Source organism: Sulfitobacter sp. HI0040 (assembly GCF_001634885.1).
Classification (GTDB): Bacteria; Pseudomonadota; Alphaproteobacteria; order Rhodobacterales; family Rhodobacteraceae; genus Sulfitobacter.
In genome coordinates this window covers 58,877-80,688 of the sequence record NZ_LWEX01000406.1, presented here as the reverse complement: position 1 = coordinate 80,688, position 21,812 = coordinate 58,877, and the positions used below count along the sequence as shown (strand labels likewise).

The 21,812-nt window shown below is 62.7% G+C and carries 16 protein-coding genes; 7 read left to right on the top strand and 9 right to left on the bottom strand.

The genetic code is table 11. The features are described 5' to 3' along the window. Window positions 1–136 precede the first annotated feature (136 nt). The gene (locus tag A3728_RS16925; protein ID WP_082851021.1) at window positions 137–2,290 is read left to right on the top strand and encodes a GumC family protein; all 2,154 of its coding nucleotides are present in this window, start codon (window positions 137–139) and stop codon (window positions 2,288–2,290) included. A 61-nt stretch (window positions 2,291–2,351) separates the two neighbouring features. Here the strand turns inward: A3728_RS16925 and A3728_RS16920 are convergent, their stop codons facing one another. From A3728_RS16920 to xdhA, 8 genes are all read right to left on the bottom strand, one after another. Then, window positions 2,352–2,969: a glutathione S-transferase family protein gene (locus A3728_RS16920; protein ID WP_067926303.1), complete on the bottom strand. Its 618-nt coding sequence runs from the start codon at window positions 2,967–2,969 to the stop codon at window positions 2,352–2,354. A 213-nt stretch (window positions 2,970–3,182) separates the two neighbouring features. Then, window positions 3,183–4,256 (bottom strand): BMP family ABC transporter substrate-binding protein, encoded by a 1,074-nt coding sequence (locus A3728_RS16915; protein ID WP_067926300.1) that lies wholly within the window; start codon window positions 4,254–4,256, stop codon window positions 3,183–3,185. Window positions 4,257–4,305: 49 nt separating this feature from the next. Then, entirely contained in the window at window positions 4,306–5,226 is a 921-nt protein-coding gene (locus A3728_RS16910; RefSeq protein WP_067926296.1) for an ABC transporter permease, read from the bottom strand. Beyond that, window positions 5,226–6,311, bottom strand: coding sequence for an ABC transporter permease (locus tag A3728_RS16905; RefSeq protein WP_067926292.1), 1,086 nt, complete (start codon window positions 6,309–6,311; stop codon window positions 5,226–5,228). The genes A3728_RS16910 and A3728_RS16905 overlap by 1 nt, the downstream gene beginning before the upstream one ends. 72 nt (window positions 6,312–6,383) lie before the next feature. Next, window positions 6,384–7,904 carry an ABC transporter ATP-binding protein gene (locus A3728_RS16900; protein WP_236627992.1) on the bottom strand — a complete coding sequence of 507 codons (1,521 nt, stop codon included), beginning with the start codon at window positions 7,902–7,904 and terminating at the stop codon, window positions 6,384–6,386. Next, window positions 7,901–8,848: a xanthine dehydrogenase accessory protein XdhC gene (gene xdhC / locus A3728_RS16895; protein WP_067926288.1), complete on the bottom strand. Its 948-nt coding sequence runs from the start codon at window positions 8,846–8,848 to the stop codon at window positions 7,901–7,903. The genes A3728_RS16900 and xdhC overlap by 4 nt, the downstream gene beginning before the upstream one ends. Next, window positions 8,838–11,270, bottom strand: coding sequence for a xanthine dehydrogenase molybdopterin binding subunit (gene xdhB / locus A3728_RS16890; RefSeq protein WP_067926284.1), 2,433 nt, complete (start codon window positions 11,268–11,270; stop codon window positions 8,838–8,840). The genes xdhC and xdhB overlap by 11 nt, the downstream gene beginning before the upstream one ends. Next, the gene (gene xdhA / locus A3728_RS16885) at window positions 11,267–12,670 is read right to left on the bottom strand and encodes a xanthine dehydrogenase small subunit (protein ID WP_067926280.1); all 1,404 of its coding nucleotides are present in this window, start codon (window positions 12,668–12,670) and stop codon (window positions 11,267–11,269) included. The genes xdhB and xdhA overlap by 4 nt, the downstream gene beginning before the upstream one ends. Window positions 12,671–12,850: 180 nt before the next feature. On the opposite strand from xdhA, the gene dnaE reads away from it, so the two are divergent. Both dnaE and A3728_RS16875 read left to right on the top strand, forming a co-directional pair. Continuing rightward, window positions 12,851–16,363, top strand: a complete 3,513-nt coding sequence (dnaE, locus tag A3728_RS16880; protein ID WP_067926276.1) for a DNA polymerase III subunit alpha — start codon at window positions 12,851–12,853, stop codon at window positions 16,361–16,363. Window positions 16,364–16,448: 85 nt separating this feature from the next. Continuing rightward, the gene (locus A3728_RS16875) at window positions 16,449–17,222 is read left to right on the top strand and encodes a hypothetical protein (RefSeq protein ID WP_067926273.1); all 774 of its coding nucleotides are present in this window, start codon (window positions 16,449–16,451) and stop codon (window positions 17,220–17,222) included. A gap of 30 nt (window positions 17,223–17,252) precedes the next feature. On the opposite strand, the gene A3728_RS16870 is transcribed toward A3728_RS16875, so the two are convergent. Further along, window positions 17,253–17,447: a SlyX family protein gene (locus A3728_RS16870; protein ID WP_067926270.1), complete on the bottom strand. Its 195-nt coding sequence runs from the start codon at window positions 17,445–17,447 to the stop codon at window positions 17,253–17,255. A 60-nt stretch (window positions 17,448–17,507) separates the two neighbouring features. On the opposite strand from A3728_RS16870, the gene A3728_RS16865 reads away from it, so the two are divergent. The 4 genes from A3728_RS16865 (at window position 17,508) to hisG (ending at window position 21,795) form a co-directional block, all read left to right on the top strand. Beyond that, complete coding sequence (locus A3728_RS16865; RefSeq protein ID WP_067926267.1) at window positions 17,508–18,311, top strand: crotonase/enoyl-CoA hydratase family protein; 804 nt, start codon at window positions 17,508–17,510, stop codon at window positions 18,309–18,311. Window positions 18,312–18,398: 87 nt separating this feature from the next. Then, window positions 18,399–20,030, top strand: a complete 1,632-nt coding sequence (gene hisS, locus A3728_RS16860) for a histidine--tRNA ligase (RefSeq protein WP_067926263.1) — start codon at window positions 18,399–18,401, stop codon at window positions 20,028–20,030. Continuing rightward, window positions 20,030–21,109, top strand: a complete 1,080-nt coding sequence (locus A3728_RS16855) for an ATP phosphoribosyltransferase regulatory subunit (RefSeq protein ID WP_067926260.1) — start codon at window positions 20,030–20,032, stop codon at window positions 21,107–21,109. Before hisS ends, A3728_RS16855 begins: the two co-directional genes overlap by 1 nt. After that, window positions 21,106–21,795, top strand: coding sequence for an ATP phosphoribosyltransferase (gene hisG, locus A3728_RS16850; RefSeq protein WP_067926257.1), 690 nt, complete (start codon window positions 21,106–21,108; stop codon window positions 21,793–21,795). The genes A3728_RS16855 and hisG overlap by 4 nt, the downstream gene beginning before the upstream one ends. Window positions 21,796–21,812: the final 17 nt, after the last annotated feature.

The following is a 21,812-nucleotide window of genomic DNA, read 5'->3' as shown; positions in this document are numbered from 1 at the left end:
GCTTACTTGGGTGGAGGGAATCCCATGACAAACCAACCACGGGGGCAGGTGGAGGCCATTAAGGCGTTGCGTTTAAGGTTCTGTTGTGTGAAGCAACTCTGATCCTGTGCTTATTACCGTGCGAGCTCGACCTTACATGACTTCACAATCGTTCCAGCTTGGCAAACATCCTACTAGGCTTGATGCCCACGAGCCAACTCCGGACGACGATGAGATCGATCTGACGCAGGTCGCCCGCACTCTATGGCGAGGCAAGTTCTTCATTATTTTGACGACCCTAATCGCTTTGGTGATCGGGGGGTGGTATGCTTACAGTGTTGCAGTACCCCTCTATGCTTCGACTGCTACGGTGGCGATGGAAAGCCGTGAGCAGCAGATGGTCGATATCACCAGCGTTATGACTGGGTTATCGGGAGACCAAGCTTCGATAAATACCGAAGTAGAAGTTTTTAAGTCACGCGGTTTGATAGAAAAGTTGGTGGTTCAGCTTTCCTTGGTAGAAGACGCTGAATTCAATCCTCATCTGAGGAGCGAGCCTCGGCTAAGCGTTTCGCGATTTGTTGAGTGGGTTAGAGAAATAATCGGACTACCACCGGAGTTGAAAGAAGAACCATCGCCGCGACGCATTATGGACACAGTAATCGATAATGTGCTCGACGCGATCTCCATCAGTAACATTCGGCAGAGTCTTGTTTTCCGGGTTACGGTCGTAACGCAACAGCCGGAAAAATCAGCGCTGATTGCTAATAGCCTTGCTGAACTCTACATCCAAGATCAATTAGAGATTAAATTTGCCGCCACTGAAAAGGCTACTGTCTGGCTCACTGACCGGGTTAGCCAATTACAAGTCCAACTTGAAGCTGCCGAAGCAGCTGCAAAAGAATTCAATGCGCAAACGGAGCTTGTTAGCCCTGAAGCTTTGATCTTCTTGAACCGGCGAATTAAGGAGCTGCGCGACCGGCTCAGAGAAACGCGGGAGGACGAAGCTGCGGCGTTGGTTCGCCTCAATGCCCTGATCGATGCGAAAGAGGCAGGTGATTTCGAGCGTCTAGCTGAAATTTCAAATGACCCGGCCCTGGCTAATATTTTGGACGAGGCCAATGCTAGCAGTATATCCCCAGCTGATTCAGCCTTAGTCGAGAATCGCTACCAGCAGGTTCTAGCTAGAGCGCGGCTAGAAGCTGAAAGAGTCAGCAACCAAGTCGCTACATTGCAGGCAACCATTTCTGATCAGGAAGAGCGCGCGGCGCGCCAGTCAGCCGATCTTGTCACGCTTCAGCAATTGCAGAGGGAAGCTGAGGCGAGCAGGTTAATTTATGAATTCTTTCTGGGTCGATTGAAAGAAACGAGCGTTCAGCAAGGTATACAGCAAGCCGATAGCCGTATGCTTTCTCAAGCTGTGGTTCCTCTGAGCCCGACCTCGCCAAAAAAACCGATGATACTGACGTTATCTCTCATACTGGGCAGTTTCCTGGGCTCCGCAATTGTCCTCGGGCGAGAGTTCGCACAAAATACTTTCCGCGATAGTACAGAGCTGGAGGGAAAGACCGGCCATACGGTGATCGGCCAGATTCCTGCGATACCTGCCCGCAGGCGAAAAAACGTCCTGAAATATCTGACTGACAGGCCCACGTCTGCCGCTGCGGAGGCTATTCGGAACTTGAGGACCTCTATCCTTTTGTCCGATATCGACAATCCGCCACAGATCATCATGTCCACGTCATCCATTCCGGGGGAAGGGAAGACCACGCAGTCGCTGGCGCTGGCTCAGAACCTGACCGGTCTGGGAAAGAAGGTTCTTCTGATCGAAGGGGATATCCGGAAGCGGGTCTTTGCTGAATACTTCGATATCCAGGAAAAGAAGGGATTGATTGCCGTCCTTTCAGGAGAAGCGAAATTGGAGGAGGCTGTCTCTCACGAACCTACTTTGAACGCCGATATCCTCATTGGCGAGAAGACAGAGACAAACGCGGCGGACATCTTCTCCTCTGAGCGATTTACGCGGTTCTTGGAAGATCTGCGCAGCAAGTATGATTACGTGATCATCGATACACCTCCTGTACTGGCGGTACCGGATGCGCGTGTCATCGGAAGATCAATGGATGCGGTGATCTATACGGTGAAGTGGGACAGTACTTCCCAGCGGCAGGTGCGCGAGGGGCTGAAATCGCTTGAGAATGTTCAGGTCCGTGTAACAGGCCTCGTGCTGAGCCAGATCAACGCCAAGGGTATGAAGAAGTATGGCTACGGTGAGACATACGGTGCCTACGGCGATTATCACAACAACTGACGCCTTCCGCTATACGAGGTAGCGCGGCCCGGTTCGGCCGCGCCACCCTTGAACTTTTCTATCAATCGCCTGCGACGCGGCCCTTTTCGGTGGCGCGGCGGTAGGCGGGGCGGTCCTGGATCATCTCGACGAAACCGGCGAGCGCCGGAAAATCATCCCCTCGTTTTTGACGCATCGCGATTTCAGCGGGAAAGCTGAGCATGATGTCCGCGGCGGACAGTCGGTCGAGTACGAAATGCCCCGAAGGCCGGACCAGCGAATTCATATAGCGATAGTGGTTATCGAGTTCGGACGATATGCGGGGGTGCAGCGGTTTGCCGGCGTCCCCCAACCGGCTCACGTAAAGGTTCAGCAAGATCGGTGTCATGGCCGATCCTTCTGCGAAATGGATCAACTCCAGATGCCTCAGGTAGGCGGCTGTGCCCCGGTCCGGGATCATGTCGGGCGCGTAGCGCGTGCAGAGAGTTTCGACGATTGCGGCGCTTTCCACGATCAGCGTTCCGTCGATCTCGATCATCGGTGACTTGCCGAGCGGATGAACGAGCGACAGTTCCGGAGGCGCCAGATTGGTCTGCGCGTCGCGGGTGTAGGGAATGATCGTGTAGGGCTGCTCCAACTCCTCCAACAGCCAGAGAATCCGGTGGGAACGGGAACGGTTGAGGTGGTGCACTTTGATCATGGCCGGGCCTTTTCGAATAAGGTGAAGGGCCAGTGTAGTGAAAGCGTGCCGCGCCGCAACGTGCCTTGTTCCCGGCGGGTCAATAGGGCTGCGGCACGGAACCATGAGACAATAGGTATTTGTAAATGGGGGGAAGGGGACAGTCCCTGGGGGGGCGGAAACGAAAAGGGCCGGCGTTAGCGCCGGCCCCTGGGGTAGAACTGTAGTTCTTGCTTACTGGGGGATAGTCCCTTCGAGACCTTCCACGTAGAAGTTCATTCCTGCGAGCGTGCCGTCGTCCGCGACTTCACCGTCGGCCAGCCACTCGGAACCGTCCTGCTTGTTCAGCGGGCCGGTGAAGGGGTGGTATTCACCGCTGGCGATCTTCTCCTTCAGTTCCAGCGCTTCGGCCTTCACGTCGGCAGGTACCGCATCGGAAATCTCGCCGATGCCAACCATGCCGGCGCCGATACCGTCCCAGGTGTCAGTGGATTCCCAGGTACCATCCATGACGGCGCGGGTCCGTTCGATGTAGTAGGGGGCCCAGTCATCGATGATCGAAGAGACGCGGGGCTTGGGGCCATATTGCGCCATGTCGGAGGCCTGCCCGAAGGTAATGACGTTGCCCGCCTCCTGCGCCGCTGCCTGAGGGGCCGTGGAGTCGGTGTGCTGCAGCACGACATCGGCACCCTGTTCGATCAGCACCTTGGCAGCGTCCGCTTCCTTCGCGGGGTCGAACCATGTGTAGGCCCAGACGATCTTGAATTGCACATCCGGGTTCACCTTGCGGGCATGGATAAAGGCCGAATTGATGCCACGGATGACCTCCGGGATCGGGAAGGAGCCGATGTAGCCGATGATGTTACTTTCGGTCATGTGCCCGGCGATCAGGCCCTGAATGGCGCGGCCTTCGTAGAAACGTGCCGAATAGGTCGATACGTTGTCCGCCCGCTTGTAGCCGGTGGCGTGTTCGAATTTCACGTCCGGGAATTTCTTCGCCACGTTGATCGTCGGGTCCATGTACCCAAAGGACGTGGTAAAGATCAGATCTGCACCGTCGAGCGCCATCTGCGTCATGACCCGCTCGGAATCGGGGCCTTCGGCCACGTTCTCAACGTATACGGTTTCGACTTTGTCGCCGAACTCCTCTTCCACGGCGAGCCGGCCCTGATCGTGTTCGTAGGTCCAGCCGCCGTCGCCCACGGGGCCCACGTATACGAAGCCTACCTTGGTCTTGTCCTGCGCGACCGCACCGGTCGCGAGGCCGAGCGCCAGCGTGGCGCTGGTCAGAATCGTTGATAATTTCATGAAGGTCTCCCCTGTTGATGCCCCGTTAGTCGGGGCTTACTCGATGCCTCTAACCCGAGGCGTGGAAGTTCCGGCCAAGCGAGGCCGGTGCGGCACTTTTATCCGCCGAAAGGATCACCAGCACAAGGATGGTGATGAGGTAGGGCGACATTGCCAGATACTCGACCGGTATGGCAACGCCCGCCCCCTGCAGATTGAGCTGCAACTGGGTGATACCGCCAAAAAGATAGGCACCCAGCAGCAAGCGCCAGGGCTTCCAACTGGCAAATACCACGAGCGCGAGGGCAATCCAGCCCACGCCCGCGGTCATGCCTTCTGTCCATTGCGGGACGCGGATCAGGCTGATGTAGGCACCGCCCAGTCCCGCGCAGGCACCGCCGAAGACGATGGCAAGGGTGCGGATACGGCGAACCTTGTACCCCAGCGCATGCGCCGCATTATGGCTTTCGCCGACCGCCCGCAGGATCAGCCCCGCCCGGGTGAAGCGGAGCAGCACCCAGACCCCGGCGACGAGCGCGATCCCAAGATAAAGAATGATGTCATGGGTAAAGAGAATGGGCCCGATCACCGGGATGTCAGCCAGCGGGCCGAAGTCGATATCGCCCAGCCGGGGCGGCTTCACCCCGACGTAGCCCTGACCCAACAGGGCGGAAAGGCCCAACCCGAAAAGCGTCAGCGCAAGGCCGGATGCGACCTGATTGGCAAGCGTGACTTGCGTAAGGAATGCAAACAGCAGCGACAGTGCCGCCCCGCCTGCAGCGGCAGCGGCGAACCCGAGAAGTGGAGAGCCGGTTTCGACCGCAGTGGCGAAACCGCAGATCGCGCCGGTGATCATCATGCCTTCGACGCCAAGGTTCAGCACGCCGGACTTTTCGGCCACCAACTCGCCAATGGCCGCGAAAATCAGCGGTGTCGCCGCCACAAGAAACCCGGCCACGAAGAGCAGGGGGTTGATCGCCGAAAGATCCATCAGGCCGTCTCCGCCGTGTGTTGCCGGCGGAGCCGGTAGTTGGTCAGGATGTCGAAGGCCAAAAGGAAGAACAGCAGCATGCCCTGGAACACCTGGATCGCGGCGGCGGGCAGGCCGAGGTTCGACTGCGCAATGTCCCCCCCGATGTAGGTCAGCGCCATCAGACCCCCGGCCAGAAGGATCCCGATAGGATGGAGCCGACCGAGGAACGCCACGATGATCGCCGTGAAACCGTAGCCTACGTTGAAGTCAATCGTGATCTGCCCGGCGGGGCCCGAAACCTCGAACATGCCCGCGAGCCCAGCCAGCAGGCCGGAAAGACCCATGCAGAACAGGATAAGCCGGGCAGGGCTCACCCCCGAAAAGCGTGCCGCGCGGGGTGCTTCGCCCGTAACGCGGATCGCAAAGCCCAGCCTGTGTTTCGTCAGGAGGACATAGGCGAAGATCACCGCAATAAGCGCCGCCACAACGCCCCAGTGCATTCCGGACCCGGCCAGCAGTTCGGCATTATGCGCAGGCTCATATTGCTGCAGGTTCCGCGAGCCGGGAAAACCGAAGCCTTCGGGATTCTTGAGCAGCCCTAATGACATCGAGGCCAGAAACTGCTCCGCCACGTAGACCAGCATCAATGATACGAGGATTTCATTCGTCCCGAAGCGCACCTTCAGAAAGCCGGGGATCATCGCCCAGATCCAGCCGCCGAACGCCCCGGCAAGGATCATCAGCGGAAAGATGAACCACCCCTCTGCCGGATAGAAGGCCAGCCCGGCGCCCGCACCGAAGATGGCACCTATGATGTACTGCCCCTCGGCCCCGATGTTCCAGATGCCGGCCTTGAAGCCCAGCGACAATCCGATAGCGATCAGGACCAGCGGCGCCCCTTTGATGAGCAGCTGCGGGCGGTAATAAAAAGCGAACTCACCGAACAATGGCTCCCAGAAAATGGTGACGATGGAGGTGACGGGGTCTTTGCCCAGCGCCATAAACAGCAGCCCGCCAAAGATCATGGTGGCGAGCACCGCCAGCAACGGGGTGGCGAGCGACAGGGCGCGGCTGGGCTGGGGCCGTTTCTCGAACCGGATCACGCGCGCGGCCTCTTTCTTCCAAATGGTTCAAAATCCCCCCCGGAGGGTCGGGTCGCCATTCGGCGCGTCCGGTCAGACATGCGCAACCTCCATCCCGTGCGATCCACCCATCATCAGGCCGATCTCTTCGACCGACAGTTCCTGCGCCGGGCGCGGCTCCGACAGACGGCCCTCGTTCAGCGCCGCGAAGCGATCCGATATCTCCATCAATTCGTCCAGATCCTGCGAGATCACGACAATGGCCGCTCCGTTTTCTGCCAGATCGAGAAGGGCCTGGCGGATGGCCGCAGCGGCTGAGGCGTCGACGCCCCATGTCGGCTGGTTCACCACCAGCAGCTCCGGGCGCTGCAAGACCTCGCGCCCGATCACGAACTTCTGCAGGTTCCCGCCGGAAAGCGACCGCGCCGCATTGGCGGGGCCGGGCGTACGGACATCGAAGGCCTCGATGATCCGTTTGGCAAAGTCACGGGCAGCGCGCCAATCCAACAGCCCGCCCCGGTCCAGGCCTTCGCGGGCCGCACCGGTCAGCATGGCATTCTCGGTAAGCGACATGTCGGGCACCGCGGCATGGCCCAGCCGTTCCTCGGGCGCGCTCAGGATGCCCACGGCGCGCCGCATGGTGGGCCCCATCAGGCCCACGTCGCTGTTTTGAAATAGGATCGTTCCCCGGGGCGACAGGGTTTCGCCTGAAAGGGCGGCCAACAATTCGTCTTGCCCGTTCCCTGCCACGCCCCCGATGCCGAGGATTTCGCCCCGCCTGACGGAAACGCTGATCTCCCGAAGCGGCATGCCGAAAGCGCTGGGCGAACGGGCCGAGAGGTTCTTTAGTTCCAGCACCACGTCGCCGGGCGTTTTACCGGCGCGCACGGGGGTTTGCAGGGTGTTGCCGACCATCATCTCGGCCATTTCCCGGGCCGAGGTCTCCGACGGGGTACAATGCCCCACCACTTTTCCCAATCGCAGGATCGTGGCACTGTCGCAAAGCGCGCGAATTTCACCCAACTTGTGCGAGATATAGAGGATCGCCGTCCCTTCCGCGCTGAGCTTGCGCAGCGTCTTGAACAGGATTTCGACTTCCTGCGGGGTGAGGACCGAGGTCGGTTCGTCCATGATCAGCAGTTTGGGATCCTGCAAGAGACAGCGGATGATCTCCACCCGTTGACGTTCCCCGGCAGAAAGATCGCCCACCGTCCGGTCGGGCGCGAGCGGAAGGCCATAGGTTTCCGACACCTCGCGGATACGTCGGCTGAGTTCGCGCATCTTCGGTGCGTTTTCCATGCCCAGTGCGATGTTCTCGGCCACGGTCAATGCGTCAAAGAGCGAGAAGTGCTGAAAGACCATGCCGACGCCCGCGGTACGTGCCGCATGGGGGTCGGTGGGATCATATGGTTTGCCGAACATTTTCATGCGGCCCGCATCGGGTTTGACCAGCCCGTAGATCATTTTGACCAGGGTGGATTTGCCTGCGCCGTTTTCGCCCAGCAGGGCATGGACCTCACCCGCCGCGATCGACAGGGATACATCGTCATTGGCCATCACGCCGGGGTAGCCCTTGGTGAGTCCGTCCAGCTGCAACAGGGGCGTATCGGTCACGCGGTATTCTCCTCTGGCGCGATTTGCACCGGTTGCGCCCCAAGGTGCAACAGTTGCGCGGCCACGCCAAGGGCGATCTGCTGCGGATGCTTTCCAAGTCCCGGATCACCGATCGGGCAGGTGATGGTGCCGATCCGTTCTGCAGGATGCCCCATCGCCGCAAGCCGCTTGCGAAAACGCGCCCATTTCGTGGCGGAGCCGATCAGTCCGGTAAAGCGTGCCCCGTGGCGGAGCAGCCCGTCACACAGCGCGAGGTCAAGGGCATGGGAATAGGTCACGATCAGATGGGCGGCGTCGCGGGGGGCATGGGGGATGAGCCGCGCAGGCTCCGCCGCGGGCAGGACTGTCACCCCCTCGGGGATGGTTTGGGGAAAGCGATCCGGATGCGTATCCACCCAGGTCAGCCCCATATCGGGCAGCGGGGCCAACACGTTGACGAGCGCCCGCCCCACATGCCCCGCGCCCCAGATCCAGACGGGCATTTCGTTCCGCGAGACCGGTTCGACCATCCAGCGATTCAGATATCTGGCGTCCGGCAGGCCCTTGCCGTTGCGCGCCTCCGCCAGCAATCGCCGGACGGCAAGCGGCATTTCCCCCGGCCCGCGCGCCACGATATCCTCGGGCAGGGCCGCGGCGCTTTGGCTGTCGTACACTTCGGTCAGCATGTCGACGCTGCCGCCGCAGCACTGGCCCAATTCCGGGCCGAGGGCATGGCGACCAAAGATGCGTTCGGACTGTCCCGTTGCCAATAGTGCACGTGCATGCCCGGTCAGCTCATGCTCCAGCCTGCCACCGCCGATGGTGCCGTCCTGCCCCCCCTGCCAGATCAGCATCGCGGTACCCGCCTCCCGCGGGGCGGACCCTCTGACTGCTGCCACCACGACGCGCGCCACGCGCCCGTGCCGCGTACAGGCGGCGATCAATGCCTCGCGATCAAACCCCATGGCGTGCTCGCTTCACGGCGGCAAGTACCGCCTCTGCGGTAGCGGGCGTCTGCAGGTCGGGAAAGTGCGGCCCGCAGGCGCGGGCAGCGTCTGCCAAAGCGGCCCATGCGGAAATGCCGAGCATCAGCGGGGGTTCCCCGACCGCCTTCGACCGATAGATCGTTTCGGCCCGGTTGGGCGCGTCCCAGAGGGCGACGTTGAAGACGGGCGGGCGGTCGGAGCAGGCGGGGATCTTATAGGTTGACGGCGCATGGGTGCGCAGAACACCGGCTTCGTCCCACACGAGCTCTTCTGTCGTCAGCCAACCGGCACCCTGCACATAACCGCCTTCTATCTGGCCGATATCGATTGCCGGGTTCAGGGAGGCCCCTGCGTCATGCAGGATATCGGTGCGCAGGATCCGGTTCTCCCCGGTCAGCGTGTCGATGACCACTTCCGTCACCGCCGCGCCATAGGCAAAGTAGAAGAACGGACGCCCCCGGCCCCTGATGCGGTCCCATTCGATGCCGGGGGTCTTGTAGTAGCCGGTGGCCGACAGGCTGATCCGGTTTTCATAGGCCGAAGCGGCGGCGCGGGCAAAACTCATCGTTTCGCCGCCTACCCGGACTTGCCCGTCCGCAAAGACGACATCCTCGGGATCGGCCTGATGCCTTTCGGCGAGGTGCCGGGCCATCCGGTCGCGGATCTTGTCGCAGGCGACGCGGGCGGCCATCCCGTTGAGATCGGACCCCGAAGAGGCAGCGGTGGCGGAGGTATTGGGCACCTTCGCGGTGTCCGTCGCCGTGATGCGAATGCTGTCCAGCGGCACGCCGAACCGGTCTGCCGCCACCTGCGCGACCTTCTGGAACAGGCCCTGACCCATTTCGGTCCCGCCGTGGTTCAGGTGGATCGATCCATCCTGATAGACATGTACGAGCGCCCCCGCCTGATTGAGGTGCGTCAGCGTAAATGAAATGCCGAACTTGACTGGCGTCAGCGCGATGCCGCGTTTCAGCAAAGGCTGTTCAGCGTTCCATTGCGCAATGGCCGCGCGCCGGGCGGGGTAATCCGAGCTTTTCAACAGCCGTTCTGTCACCGCGTTGATGATGCAATCCGTGACCGGCTGGTGATAGGGCGTCGTCTGGCCGTCCGGGGCGGCAGAGGCATCCGGCTGCGGCGCTTTCGCCCCCGACGGCACAGGCTCGGCCCCGCGGGAGGCGAGGTCACGCTCGGGGTGCGGGGGCAGCGCACGGTCGTCTCGTGCAGCCTCTTCCGGCTTCGATGTGTCGTCGCCGCCCTCGCTGTCGGCGTAGTAATTGGCCTGCCGAATGCGCAGCGGATCATAGTCGAGCGTGTGAGCGATGTGATCCATGATCCGTTCGATTCCGACGATCCCCTGTGGCCCGCCAAAGCCCCGGAAGGCCGTCGCACTTGCCATGTTCGTGCGAAGACGGTGCGAGATTATGCGCACATCCGTCAGGTGATAGGCATTGTCCGCGTGCAGCATCGCGCGGTCGGCCACCGGAAGGGACAGATCCATCGACCAGCCGCAGCGGGTGTAATGCGTCACGTCCAGCGCGGTAATGTGGCCTTCGCCGTCGAAACCCACATCGTAATCGATGCGAAAATCATGGCGCTTGCCGGTGACGATCATGTCGTCATCGCGGTCATAGCGCATCTTGCAGGGGCGGCCCGTGATCATGGCCGCGACGGCGCAGGCCACGGCGAGCGCATTGCCTTGGCTTTCCTTGCCGCCGAAACCTCCGCCCATCCGGCGGGTTTCCACCCGGACAGCATGCATGGGGCGCCCGATAGCCTCGGCGACCTTGTGCTGGATTTCCGTGGGATGCTGGGTCGATGAATGCACCACCATATCCCCGTTGTCCTGGGGCAGGGCGAGGGCCGCCTGTCCTTCGAGGTAGAAATGCTCTTGCCCGCCGATATGCACCTGGCCCTTCAGCCGGTGGGGCGCGGCGGTCAGCGCGGTCGGGGCGTCGCCCTTGCTATAAACTCGGGGGCCGTCTTCGAAGCGGCTATCGGCTTCAAGCGCCTCTTCGATGGTGAGGATGGGGGCCCGCGGTTCGATCTTTGCTATGCCCAGCCGTGCCGCCCGCCGCGCCGCGAGATGCGATGTCGCGACAACGAGGAACATCGGCTGGCCCGCGTAATGCACGTCGGATGTAGCGAGCAGAGGTTCATCATGGTTCGAGGGCGAGGTATCGCAGTCATTCGGCAGGTCGGCCGCCGTCAGCACGGCCACGACCCCGGGTGCCGTTCGCACCGCATCAAGGTCGAGCCGGTCGAGCCGCCCGGCTGCCGTGGTCGACAGGCCAAAGGCAAGATGCAGGGCGGTGCGGGGCAGGGGAATATCATCCACGTACCGGGCGGTGCCCGATACGTGCAGCCGCGCCGCGTCATGGGGGAGGGGGCGCGCGACGCTCATGCCATCACTCCCCGCACGTCCGTCTGTGCGCCGTTCATGTCATGGAAATACCGTAGCAAAAGATTTTGTGCCGTTTCGAGCCGATAGCCGGAGGAGGCGCGCATGTCAGACAGCGGCGTGAAATCCTCGGCCATCACGGTCATCGCTTCACGTATTGCAGATTCTTCGAAACGTTTTCCCAACAGCGCCGCTTCCGCCCCGCTTGCGCGTTTCGGTATGCCCGCCATGCCCCCGTAGGCCAGCCGCGCCCCGGTGATCCTGTCGTTTTCACAGGTGATGGAAATGCATCCGCAGACCGCCGAGATGTCCTGATCGAACCGTTTGGAAATCTTGTAGCAGCGCAGGGTATCGGGCTGGGCCGGGATCGTGACCGCTTCGACGAATTCGCCCTCTGCCCGGTCCTGCTTGCCGTATTCGATGAAGAACTCTTCGAGCGGAAGGCTGCGCCGATCCGCCCCCCGGCGCAGGTGCAATCGGGTGCCTAGCGCGATCAGCGCAGGCGGGCTGTCCCCGATGGGGGAGCCATTGGCGATGTTGCCGCCGACCGTGGCGGCGTTGCGCACCTGAACCGACCCGTAGCGCCGCAGCATGGCCCCCAGACTGGGGAAATGCGGGGCAAGCGCCTGTTCGAAGGTCGTCAGCGTCGTCATGGCACCGATGCGCCATCCCTCCTCGGTCATTTCCACACCGGCGAGGCCCTCGCAGCGGTTAAGGAAGGCGACCGGGCCCAGATCGCGGAACCCTTTCGTGACCCACAGGCCCACGTCCGTTGCCCCGGCGATGAGCGTGGCCTCGGGATGGGCGAGATACCATTCAGCCAGCGTAGCCACATCCCTCGGTTGGAATGCGGTCGTATCAGATTCCGTGCCGATTTCCGGCGCCCGCGCGGCGGCATGCGGTGCCTTGAAGTCCGACAAACTGGCCAGATGTGGCGGGACCGGATCCCCAGCGGCGGCCTCGGCGGCGCGGACGATCGGAGCGTATCCGGTGCAGCGGCAAAGGTTGCCCGCCAGTTGCGTGTCGTGATCGCGCGCGCCGTTCAGATGCGCGGTCGCCATCGTCACGGCGAAGCCCGGCGTGCAGAAACCGCATTGGCTGCCATGGTATTCCACCAGCCGTTCCTGCACCGGGTGCAGCGTGCCGTCCGCTGCGCTCAGTCCTTCGACCGTAATCACGTGCCGTCCATCGATCTGGGGCAGGAACAGGATGCAGCCGTTCAGCGCGCGCGCGCCCTGTTCATCCGCGATCATGACGGAACAGGCCCCGCAATCGCCTTCGTTGCAGCCTTCCTTGGTTCCCGTAAGGCCGCGTTCCTCGCGAAGCCAGTCCAGCAATGTCGTCGTTGGGGAAATGCCGGATAGCGACACGACTTCTCCATTGAGAAGAAAAGTGATGTCCATCTGAAATAAGACCTGTCGCGGTACCGGGGCCCGTGGAGCGCTGTGTTCGATGCGACGTAGAAGACAGCGCGGGCAAGTGGACCCAAGGCTAAGCGCGGGATGCCCGACTTGGCAAGAGAAAAGGCAAAGGCCGGTTCCGCGCCTCTGGTCGGGGCGGGCGGTGTCCCGTAAGGTTCGGTCATGGCAAACGATCCCCGATTCATTCACCTGCGCACCCACTCGGAATATTCCCTGCTGGAAGGCGCGCTGCGGCTGAAGAAACTGCCGGGCATGTGTCGCGATGCGGGCATGCCTGCCGTGGCGCTGACCGATACCAACAACATGTTCGCGGCGTTGGAATTCTCCGTCGCGATGGCCGATGCGGGTATCCAGCCCATACTCGGCTGCCAGATTGACGTGGCCTATGCGCCGGTCCGTCCCGGGGAAACCCCGCGTGCACCTGCCCCCCTCGTTCTGCTGGCGCAGTCCGAGGCGGGATACGAAAACCTGATGAAGCTGAACTCGGCCCTCTATATCGACAAGGGTGGCGCGCGCCCCGAAGTCACGCTGGAGCAGATCGAGGCGCATTCAGGCGGGCTCATCTGTCTGACCGGTGGCCCGGACGGGCCGGTGGGTCAATTCTTGCAGAAAGGGCAGGCCCCGGCGGCGGAGGCGCTGATGAAGCGCCTTGCGGCTGCGTTCGAGAACCGGCTTTACGTCGAATTGCAGCGCCATCCGGGCGAGGACGGGCAGCCCGAAGCGGAGCGAACCACGGAACGCGGGTTTGTGGAGATGGCCTATGCCATGGGGCTGCCGCTCGTGGCGACCAATGATGTCTACTTCCCGAAACCGGAAATGTATGAGGCGCATGACGCGCTGATCTGCATTGCCGAAGGCGCCTATGTCGACCAGCAGCAGCCCCGCCGGCGGCTCACGGCGCAGCATTATTTCAAGTCCCCCGCCGAAATGGTCACGCTCTTCGCCGACCTGCCGGAGGCGATCGATAACACTGTCGAGATCGCGCGCCGCTGCGCTTTCATGGCCTACCGCCGCGCGCCGATCCTGCCCAAGTTCGCCGATGACGAGATCGAAGAACTGAAACGGCAGGCCCATGCAGGCCTCAAGGAACGGCTTGCCGTCATTCCCCACGCGGTTTCAGTGGAGGAATACGAAAAGCGGCTCGACTTCGAACTTGGCATCATCGAAGGCATGGGCTTTCCGGGCTACTTCCTGATCGTTGCCGATTTCATCAAATGGGCCAAGGATCACGACATCCCCGTGGGTCCGGGGCGGGGCTCGGGGGCGGGCAGCCTCGTCGCCTATGCGCTGACGATCACGGATCTTGATCCGCTGCGCTATTCGCTGCTTTTCGAACGCTTCCTCAACCCGGAGCGGGTTTCGATGCCCGACTTCGATATCGACTTCTGCATGGATCGGCGTGAAGAGGTCATCCAGTACGTTCAGCAGAAATATGGCCGCGACAAGGTGGGCCAGATCATCACCTTCGGCGCGATGCTGTCCAAGGCGGCCGTACGCGACATGGGGCGCGTGTTGCAGATGCCCTACGGGCAGGTGGACCGGCTTTCCAAGATGATCCCGGTCGAAGGCGTCAAACCCGTCAGCATCGAAAAGGCGTTGGCGGATGAGCCGCGCCTGCGCGAGGAGGCCCGCAACGAAGAGGTCGTGGCGCGGCTGCTCGAGTACGGGCAACAGGTCGAAGGTCTGCTCAGGAATGCCTCCACCCATGCGGCGGGTGTGGTGATTGGGGACAGGCCGCTCGATGCGCTCGTACCGCTTTATCAGGACCCGCGTTCCGACATGCCGGCAACGCAGTTCAACATGAAATGGGTGGAACAGGCCGGGCTGGTGAAGTTCGACTTTCTGGGGCTGAAGACCCTCACCGTGATCCAGAACGCGGTGGACCAGATCAAGGCATCGGGCCGGCATCTGCATATCGCGGCGGACGGGACCGAGCTTTATACGCCGCCAGAGGGGTTGGAGGACGACATTTCGGCCATCCCGCTGGATGATCCGGCATCCTATCGTCTTTATGCCAGCGCAAAGACGGTCGCCGTGTTTCAGGTGGAAAGTTCGGGCATGATGGATGCCCTGAAACGGATGAAGCCCACCTGCATCGAAGACATTGTGGCGCTCGTGGCGCTCTACCGTCCCGGCCCGATGGAGAACATCCCCACCTATTGCGAAGTCAAGAACGGGCTGCGTGAACGCGAATCCGTGCACCCGAGCATCGACTACATTCTCGAAGAGACCCAAGGCATCATCGTCTATCAGGAACAAGTGATGCAGATCGCGCAGGTCATGGCGGGCTACAGCCTCGGCGGCGCCGACCTTTTGCGCCGCGCCATGGGTAAGAAGATCGCCGAGGAGATGGCCAAGGAACGCCCCAAGTTCGAAAAGGGTGCGATGGCCAACGGCGTCGACAAGAAAAAGGCGAGCGAGGTTTTCGACCTGCTCGAAAAATTCGCCAACTACGGGTTTAACAAGTCACACGCCGCCGCCTATGCTGTCGTCAGCTACCAGACCGCTTGGCTGAAGGCGAACCACCCGGTGGAATTCATGGCCGGGGTGATGAACTGCGATATCCACCTGACCGACAAGCTGGCGATCTATTTCGAAGAGGTTCGCAAGCGGCTGGAACTGCCTTGGGTTCCGCCGTGCGTGAACCGGTCGGATGCGACCTTCAAGGTGGTGGATGGCGCGCTTGTCTATGCGCTGGGCGCGTTGAAGAACGTGGGCGTGGAGGCGATGCGCCTAATCACCGATGGCCGCAAGGTCAATGGCGCTGACCGCCCCTTCGCCACGCTTTTCGATCTGGCCCGCCGGGTGGACCTCAAACGGGTGGGCAAGAGGCCGCTGGAAATGCTGACGCGGGCGGGCGGCTTCGATGCGCTCGACCCGAACCGCAGGCGCGTGTTCGAGGCACTGGACGGGCTGGTGGCGTATTCCGCGGCGGTGCATGAACAGAAGGCCAGCAATCAGGTATCCCTCTTCGGGGAGGCGGGCGACGATCTGCCCGAACCGCGTATGCCGCCCTGCGACGACTGGCTGCCTGCCGAGCGGCTGACCGAAGAGTTCAAGGCCGTGGGCTTCTATCTCTCCGGCCATCCGCTGGATGATTACATGGGTCCATTGCGGCGCAAGGGCGTTCTGACGTTGGACGAAGTGACAGAAAAAGCCACCGCCGGCCCGCTCGTCGCCAAGCTCGCCGGGGTAGTGGCCGGTCGGCAGGAGCGCAAGTCGGCGCGGGGCAACCGGTTTGCCTTTGCCCAGATGTCCGATACCACCGGCGGTTACGAGGTTACCTTGTTCTCCGACACGTTGGAGGCCGCGCGCGAACATCTGGAAGCGGGGTCCAAGGTCGTCGTCACCGTCGAGGCGACGATGGAATCCGATCAGCTCAAACTTTTGGGCCGTGCTGTCGCGCCAATCGACGGGGTGGTGGCCGATGCAGGCGGTGCTGGGTTGCGTATTTTCGTTAACGCGCCGGGTGCCATCGCCGCCGTGGCGGACGTGTTGGCAGGCGCGCGCAAGGCCGCGCGCAATGCGGGGCGCGGCCCGATCCAGTTCTGCCTGATGGACCCTGCGCTCCCCGGTGAGGTCGAAGTGGATCTGGGCGCGGAATTCCCCGTCACGCCGCAGATCAGGGGTGCGATCCGGTCCTTGGGCGGCGTTCTCGAAGTCGAAGAGATCTGAGCGGAACCCGGCCTGATACAAAGCGGGATTCGACGGCACGGAGCGGATGCGCTATCAGATCGGCATCTGATCCGGGGGGAAAGATATGTTGCGTTTGACTGCCGCGTTTTTCGGCATGGTTCTTCTTGCGGCCTGCGGGGATCCGCTTTCCGATTTCGATAGGGTGGGCGATCTGGATATTCCGCAAACGGGATCCAGTGCCCAGGCCTTGCCGGATCAGGCGGAGATCGACCGCGAAGGGTTCTTCGGCACGTCCGCAACTCGCGGGGATGCGCCGCAGGCAGCGGCACCTGCGCCACGACGCGGGCTAGGTGGGCTGCTGGGCCTCTTTGGCGGCGGTTCCAACAGCGTCCCCGCGGGTGACGGTCCGGACGCGCGGGAAGTGGCCTTCGGCACCGTTCTGCCCCATGGCGAGATCGCGCGGGTCTGTGCGGCCAAGGGCAAGCCACTGGGTCAGTTGGTCGAGGCCGCGCGGGCCCGGGGGTTCGCCCTGCATGACAGTGCGCCGGGGGCGACCGGCGCGCGCACCTTCTACATTACCGGCTTCAGCGATGGTTGCCCGCGCCAATTGACCGCCGGTGCCGCGATGTTGAGCGATGCCTCCAGCTACGAAAGCTATCGCTTTGGTCCCGCGGCGGGCACCTTGCCGCGCGCGGCGACCGATGCCGCCTATGACCGCGTGAAGTCAGGCGTTTGCAGGGTGGGTGCCGCGGCGCCATGCGGGCGCAAGATCGGCAAACTCGATGCAAGCACCTTTTTCGTGACGGCCTATACCGGACGGCCCGGGGACGGGCGCTGGTCCGAGTACCTGATCCACGATGGCGCTGTAATGGCGGCGGCCCTCAAATCCGCAAACTGAGGGCGGGCGTCGCTCCTCATCGGCGGGCGGTCAATAATGCGGCGGTCTGTCGTCGCCGAAAACCGCGCCGCCCCCACCTGAGGCTTCCCGTTCACCTTCGCGCTGCATGAGCATCCGAACGCGCCGGTTCAGCGTCGTGATCTCTTCGGCCTGCCGTGCCACGACCGCGGAGAGGTCATCGACGGTGCGGGTGAGATGGGCGATCTGTTCTTCGAGCTTTTGCATGCTGCATCCCCTTCGGCCTTGCCCTAGCATGGGTGGATGCAGTGCTAAAGGGGGGATGGCATGACAGTTCGCATCACGGCTCGGGGGCGGATCAGGGTGGTGACGATCGACCGCCCGCAGGCACGTAACGCGGTCGATCCGGCCACGGCGCAGGCGCTTTTCGACGCTTACGTCGCTTTCGAGGCTGACCCGGCATTCGACGTGGCTATCCTGACCGGGGCGGGGGGCGCATTCTGTGCGGGCTTCGACCTCAAGACAGCCGCCGACGGAAGCGCCCGGGAGTGGATCGATGCGATCGACATTCCCGAAAGCTGGCACGATCCGGCGGGTGATCCGCGTCCGGGCCCCATGGGCCCCAGCAGGCTGATGCTGTCGAAGCCGGTGATTGCGGCGGTCGAAGGGCCTGCGGTGGCGGGCGGTTTGGAACTGGCCCTGTGGTGCGACATGCGCGTGGTCGCCAAGGACGCTGTCATGGGGGTCTATTGCCGGCGGTGGGGGGTGCCGCTGGTGGATGGGGGCACGGTGCGCCTGCCCCGGATCGTCGGGCAAGGCAGGGCGAACGACCTAATCCTTACCGGTCGCCCGGTGCCCGCGCAGGAAGCCTATCAGATGGGACTGGCCGACAGGATGGTGGCGCAGGGCGCCGCGCTTGACGAAGCCTTGACGCTGGCGGAAAGCCTCACCCGGTTTCCGCAGGGCTGCATGCGCGCCGATCACCTTTCGGCCCGGCTGGCGCCTGCCGAACTGGCGAGCGCCCTGCGGCGGGAGTGGGCCTCTGCCGCGATGTTCCATTCCGAAGGCCGCGAGGGGGCCGCACGCTTTGCGGCGGGTAAGGGACGCGGCGGGGACTTCGGCCTCATCTGAAGCGCATCCCGCGCCCCGCCCGTCGCTTGCCCTTGCGGCGGGGCTGGGATAGACGCGGGCGCAATCGCCGCAGCAGGATCATATGCCATGGCCAAGACGAAAAAGAGCCCGCGCCCGAAGGCCGAAACGCCGAAAGGCTTCCGGGATTATTTCGGTGTCGAGGTCACGCGCCGCACCGAAATGCTGGCCAGGATCGCGGCGGTCTATCACCGCTATGGCTTCGACGCGCTGGAAAGCTCCGGCGTGGAAACGGTGGAGGCTCTGGGCAAGTTCCTGCCCGATGTCGACCGGCCCAACGAAGGCGTCTTCGCGTGGCAGGAAGATGCCGAAAGCGACAAGCCCGGCGACTGGCTGGCGCTGCGCTATGACCTGACAGCCCCGCTCGCTCGCGTCTATGCCCAGCACCGCAACGATCTGCCCACCCCCTACCGCCGCTATGCGATGGGGCCGGTCTGGCGCAATGAAAAGCCCGGCCCGGGGCGGTTCCGCCAGTTCTACCAGTGCGATGCCGATACCGTCGGCGCATCCTCCGTCGCGGCGGATGCGGAGATCTGCGCCATGTTGGCCGACTGCCTCGAAGAAGTCGGTATCGCCCGGGGCGATTACGTGGTGCGGATCAACAACCGCAAAGTGCTGAACGGGGTGCTTGAGGTTGCTGGCCTTTCCGGCGACGACAAGGAAGCCGAACGCGGCATTGTTTTGCGCGCGATCGACAAGCTCGACCGGCTGGGGCCGGATGGCGTGCGCGCCTTGCTGGGCGAGGGCCGCAAGGACGACAGCGGTGATTTCACCAAGGGTGCGGGACTGAGCGAGGAACAGATAGTTCTGGTGATGGGATTTGTTTCGGCGAATGACGAAGTTCTAGCTCAGATTGAGCATCTCAATCAAAGTAGCGCTAACTATTCTGAAGACCCCATCGCACTTGATTTTTCTAACGAGTTACGGCGAGTTTTCAGCGAGGCAGATAGATCGGGTACGGCTCCGAGCGAATTAAGGAACAAACTTACAATTTCGTACCTAAGGCGTTTGGTAAGCGATTCAGTTATGGGCCTAGAGGGCGTGCATGAGCTAGGCCTCATCGCAGACCTACTTAGTGCGCAAGAGTATTTCGCGGACCGCATCGTGATCGACCCCTCGGTCGTTCGGGGCCTCGGCTATTACACCGGTCCCGTCTACGAGGCGGAACTGACGTTCGAGATCGAGGACGAAAAAGGCCGCAAGCGCAATTTCGGCTCCGTCGCCGGGGGCGGGCGGTACGACGATCTGGTCAAGCGTTTCACCGGGCAGGAAGTGCCGGCGACCGGCGTTTCCATCGGGGTGGACAGATTGCTCGCCGCGCTGGAGGCGAAGGGGCGGCTGGATGCGACCCACGAGGGACCGGTCGTCGTCACGGTGATGGATCGTGACCGGATGGCGGATTACCAGTCCATGGTGGCCGAACTGCGCTCCGCCGGGATCCGCGCCGAGGTCTACCTCGGCAATCCGAAGAACTTCGGCAACCAGTTGAAATACGCCGACCGCCGGAACAGCCCTGTTGCCGTGATCGAAGGGGGCGACGAAAAGGACCGGGGCGTGGTCCAGATCAAGGATCTCATCCTTGGTGCGAAACTGGCGCAGGATGCGACGTTGGAGGAGTGGAAAGACCGGCCCAGCCAGTACGAGGTGCCGCGAGATGAGCTTGTGTCGAAGGTACGCGAGATACTGGATTTGCACCGCTGATGCCGACACGCTTTGAGACCCTTGCAAAGGCTGCGGAACTGCGCGCGCTGTTCGAGGCGCATGGCGCCGTCGCGGTGGAGCCGCCCATTCTGCAGCCCGCTGACACGCTGCTCGATCTTTATGGCGAGGACATCCGCGCGCGCGCCTATGTCACCAGTGATGCGCTGCGTGGCGAGCAGATGCTCCGGCCCGATTTCACCGTTCCCGTGGTGCAGATGCATATGGCCCACGGGGCCGAACCCGCGCGCTACACCTATGCCGGAGAGGTCTTTCGCCGGCAGGAGCATGACCCGGCCCGCGCCAACGAATATGTCCAGGTCGGATTCGAGATCTTTGACCGCGCCGATCCCGCCGCAGCGGACGCAGAGGTTTTCGCGACCATCGCCGCGGCGATGCAGGGCGTCCCGGCCAAACCCGTGACCGGGGATATCGGTGTGTTGATGGCAGCCGTCGCGGGGTTGCGGACAACCCAGCGGCGCAAGGATGCGCTGATGCGGCACATCTGGCGCCCGCGCCGGTTCCGCACCCTGCTGGACCGTTTCGCGGGCCGCAGCGATGTACCGCCCACCCGCACCGCTTTGCTCGCGGGAGAGGTGGAAATGGAAGCGCCACTTCTGGGCCTGCGTACCCGTGACGAGATCGAGGCCCGGATCGCGGCATTGGCCGAAGACGCGGCCGCGCCACCCTTGGCCGAAGGGCAGGTCGACCTGATCGAGACCTTGCTCGACGTGCGCGAAACCATGCCAAACGCGCTCAGCCGGTTACATGATCTTGCCGTCGATCTGCCCGAGATCGCGCCCGCCGTGGCCCGTATCGGTGCCCGCGCCGAGGCGTTGGAAGCACAGGGGATCGATACCGCCCAGCTGCCGTTCGAGGCGAGTTATGGGCGGACGTCGATGGAATACTACGATGGTTTCGTCTTCGGCTTCCGTGCTGTGGGGCGGCCTGAACTGCCCTCCATCGCCAGTGGCGGACGCTATGATGCACTGACCCGCCGCCTTGGATCGGGCGGTGAAATTCCCGCCGTGGGCGGGGTTCTGCGCCCCGGTCTCATGCTCGAACTGGAGAGCGCGCCATGACGCTCAAGCTTGGGGTCCCGTCCAAGGGCCGCCTGATGGAAAAGACGTTCGACTGGTTCGGCGCGCGGGGTGTGACGCTGCAGCGTTCGGGATCGGACCGTGAATATGCCGGTGCGGTGGATGGTGTGGAAGGCGTGCAGTTGATGCTGCTTTCTGCCGGAGAGATCCCGCGTGAGCTTGCCGCCGGTCGCCTGCATCTGGGCGTGACAGGCACCGACCTCGTGCAGGAGAAACTGGCGCTCTGGGGACAACTCGTCGAGCCTCTGGAGGAGCTTGGATTCGGTCATGCCGATCTGATCCTCGCCGTTCCCCAGGCCTGGATCGACGTCGATACGCTCGACGATCTGGATGCTGCGGCTGCTATGTTTCGGGCCCATCACGGTTTCCGCATGCGGATCGCCACCAAGTATCACCGGCTGGTGCGGGAATTCCTGCGGCAGGCCGGCGTGGCGGATTACGCGCTTGTGGACAGTCAGGGTGCGACGGAAGGTACCGTGAAGAACGAAACAGCCGAAGCCATCGCCGATATCACCTCGAGCGGGGAGACTTTGCGGGCCAATCACCTCAAGGTGTTGGCGGACGGGCTGATCCTGCAATCGCAGGCCACGCTCTGGCGGAGCAGGACCGCCCCGATGGAGGACAGTGAGCGCGATACGCTGCGTGCGCTGATGCGCTTGATTACGTGACGTTCCGTAAGGCCGAT

Bases quoted from the DNA above. Each gene is read 5' to 3' on its own strand.
- A3728_RS16925 (WP_082851021.1), top strand. From the start codon at position 137: ATGACTTCACAATCGTTCCAGCTTGGCAAACATCCTACTAGGCTTGAT.
- A3728_RS16920 (WP_067926303.1), bottom strand. From the start codon at position 2,969: ATGATCAAAGTGCACCACCTCAACCGTTCCCGTTCCCACCGGATTCTC.
- A3728_RS16915 (WP_067926300.1), bottom strand. From the start codon at position 4,256: ATGAAATTATCAACGATTCTGACCAGCGCCACGCTGGCGCTCGGCCTC.
- A3728_RS16910 (WP_067926296.1), bottom strand. From the start codon at position 5,226: ATGGATCTTTCGGCGATCAACCCCCTGCTCTTCGTGGCCGGGTTTCTT.
- xdhC (WP_067926288.1), bottom strand. From the start codon at position 8,848: ATGGGGTTTGATCGCGAGGCATTGATCGCCGCCTGTACGCGGCACGGG.
- xdhB (WP_067926284.1), bottom strand. From the start codon at position 11,270: ATGAGCGTCGCGCGCCCCCTCCCCCATGACGCGGCGCGGCTGCACGTA.
- xdhA (WP_067926280.1), bottom strand. From the start codon at position 12,670: ATGGACATCACTTTTCTTCTCAATGGAGAAGTCGTGTCGCTATCCGGC.
- dnaE (WP_067926276.1), top strand. From the start codon at position 12,851: ATGGCAAACGATCCCCGATTCATTCACCTGCGCACCCACTCGGAATAT.
- A3728_RS16875 (WP_067926273.1), top strand. From the start codon at position 16,449: ATGTTGCGTTTGACTGCCGCGTTTTTCGGCATGGTTCTTCTTGCGGCC.
- A3728_RS16870 (WP_067926270.1), bottom strand. From the start codon at position 17,447: ATGCAAAAGCTCGAAGAACAGATCGCCCATCTCACCCGCACCGTCGAT.
- A3728_RS16865 (WP_067926267.1), top strand. From the start codon at position 17,508: ATGACAGTTCGCATCACGGCTCGGGGGCGGATCAGGGTGGTGACGATC.
- hisS (WP_067926263.1), top strand. From the start codon at position 18,399: ATGGCCAAGACGAAAAAGAGCCCGCGCCCGAAGGCCGAAACGCCGAAA.
- A3728_RS16855 (WP_067926260.1), top strand. From the start codon at position 20,030: ATGCCGACACGCTTTGAGACCCTTGCAAAGGCTGCGGAACTGCGCGCG.
- hisG (WP_067926257.1), top strand. From the start codon at position 21,106: ATGACGCTCAAGCTTGGGGTCCCGTCCAAGGGCCGCCTGATGGAAAAG.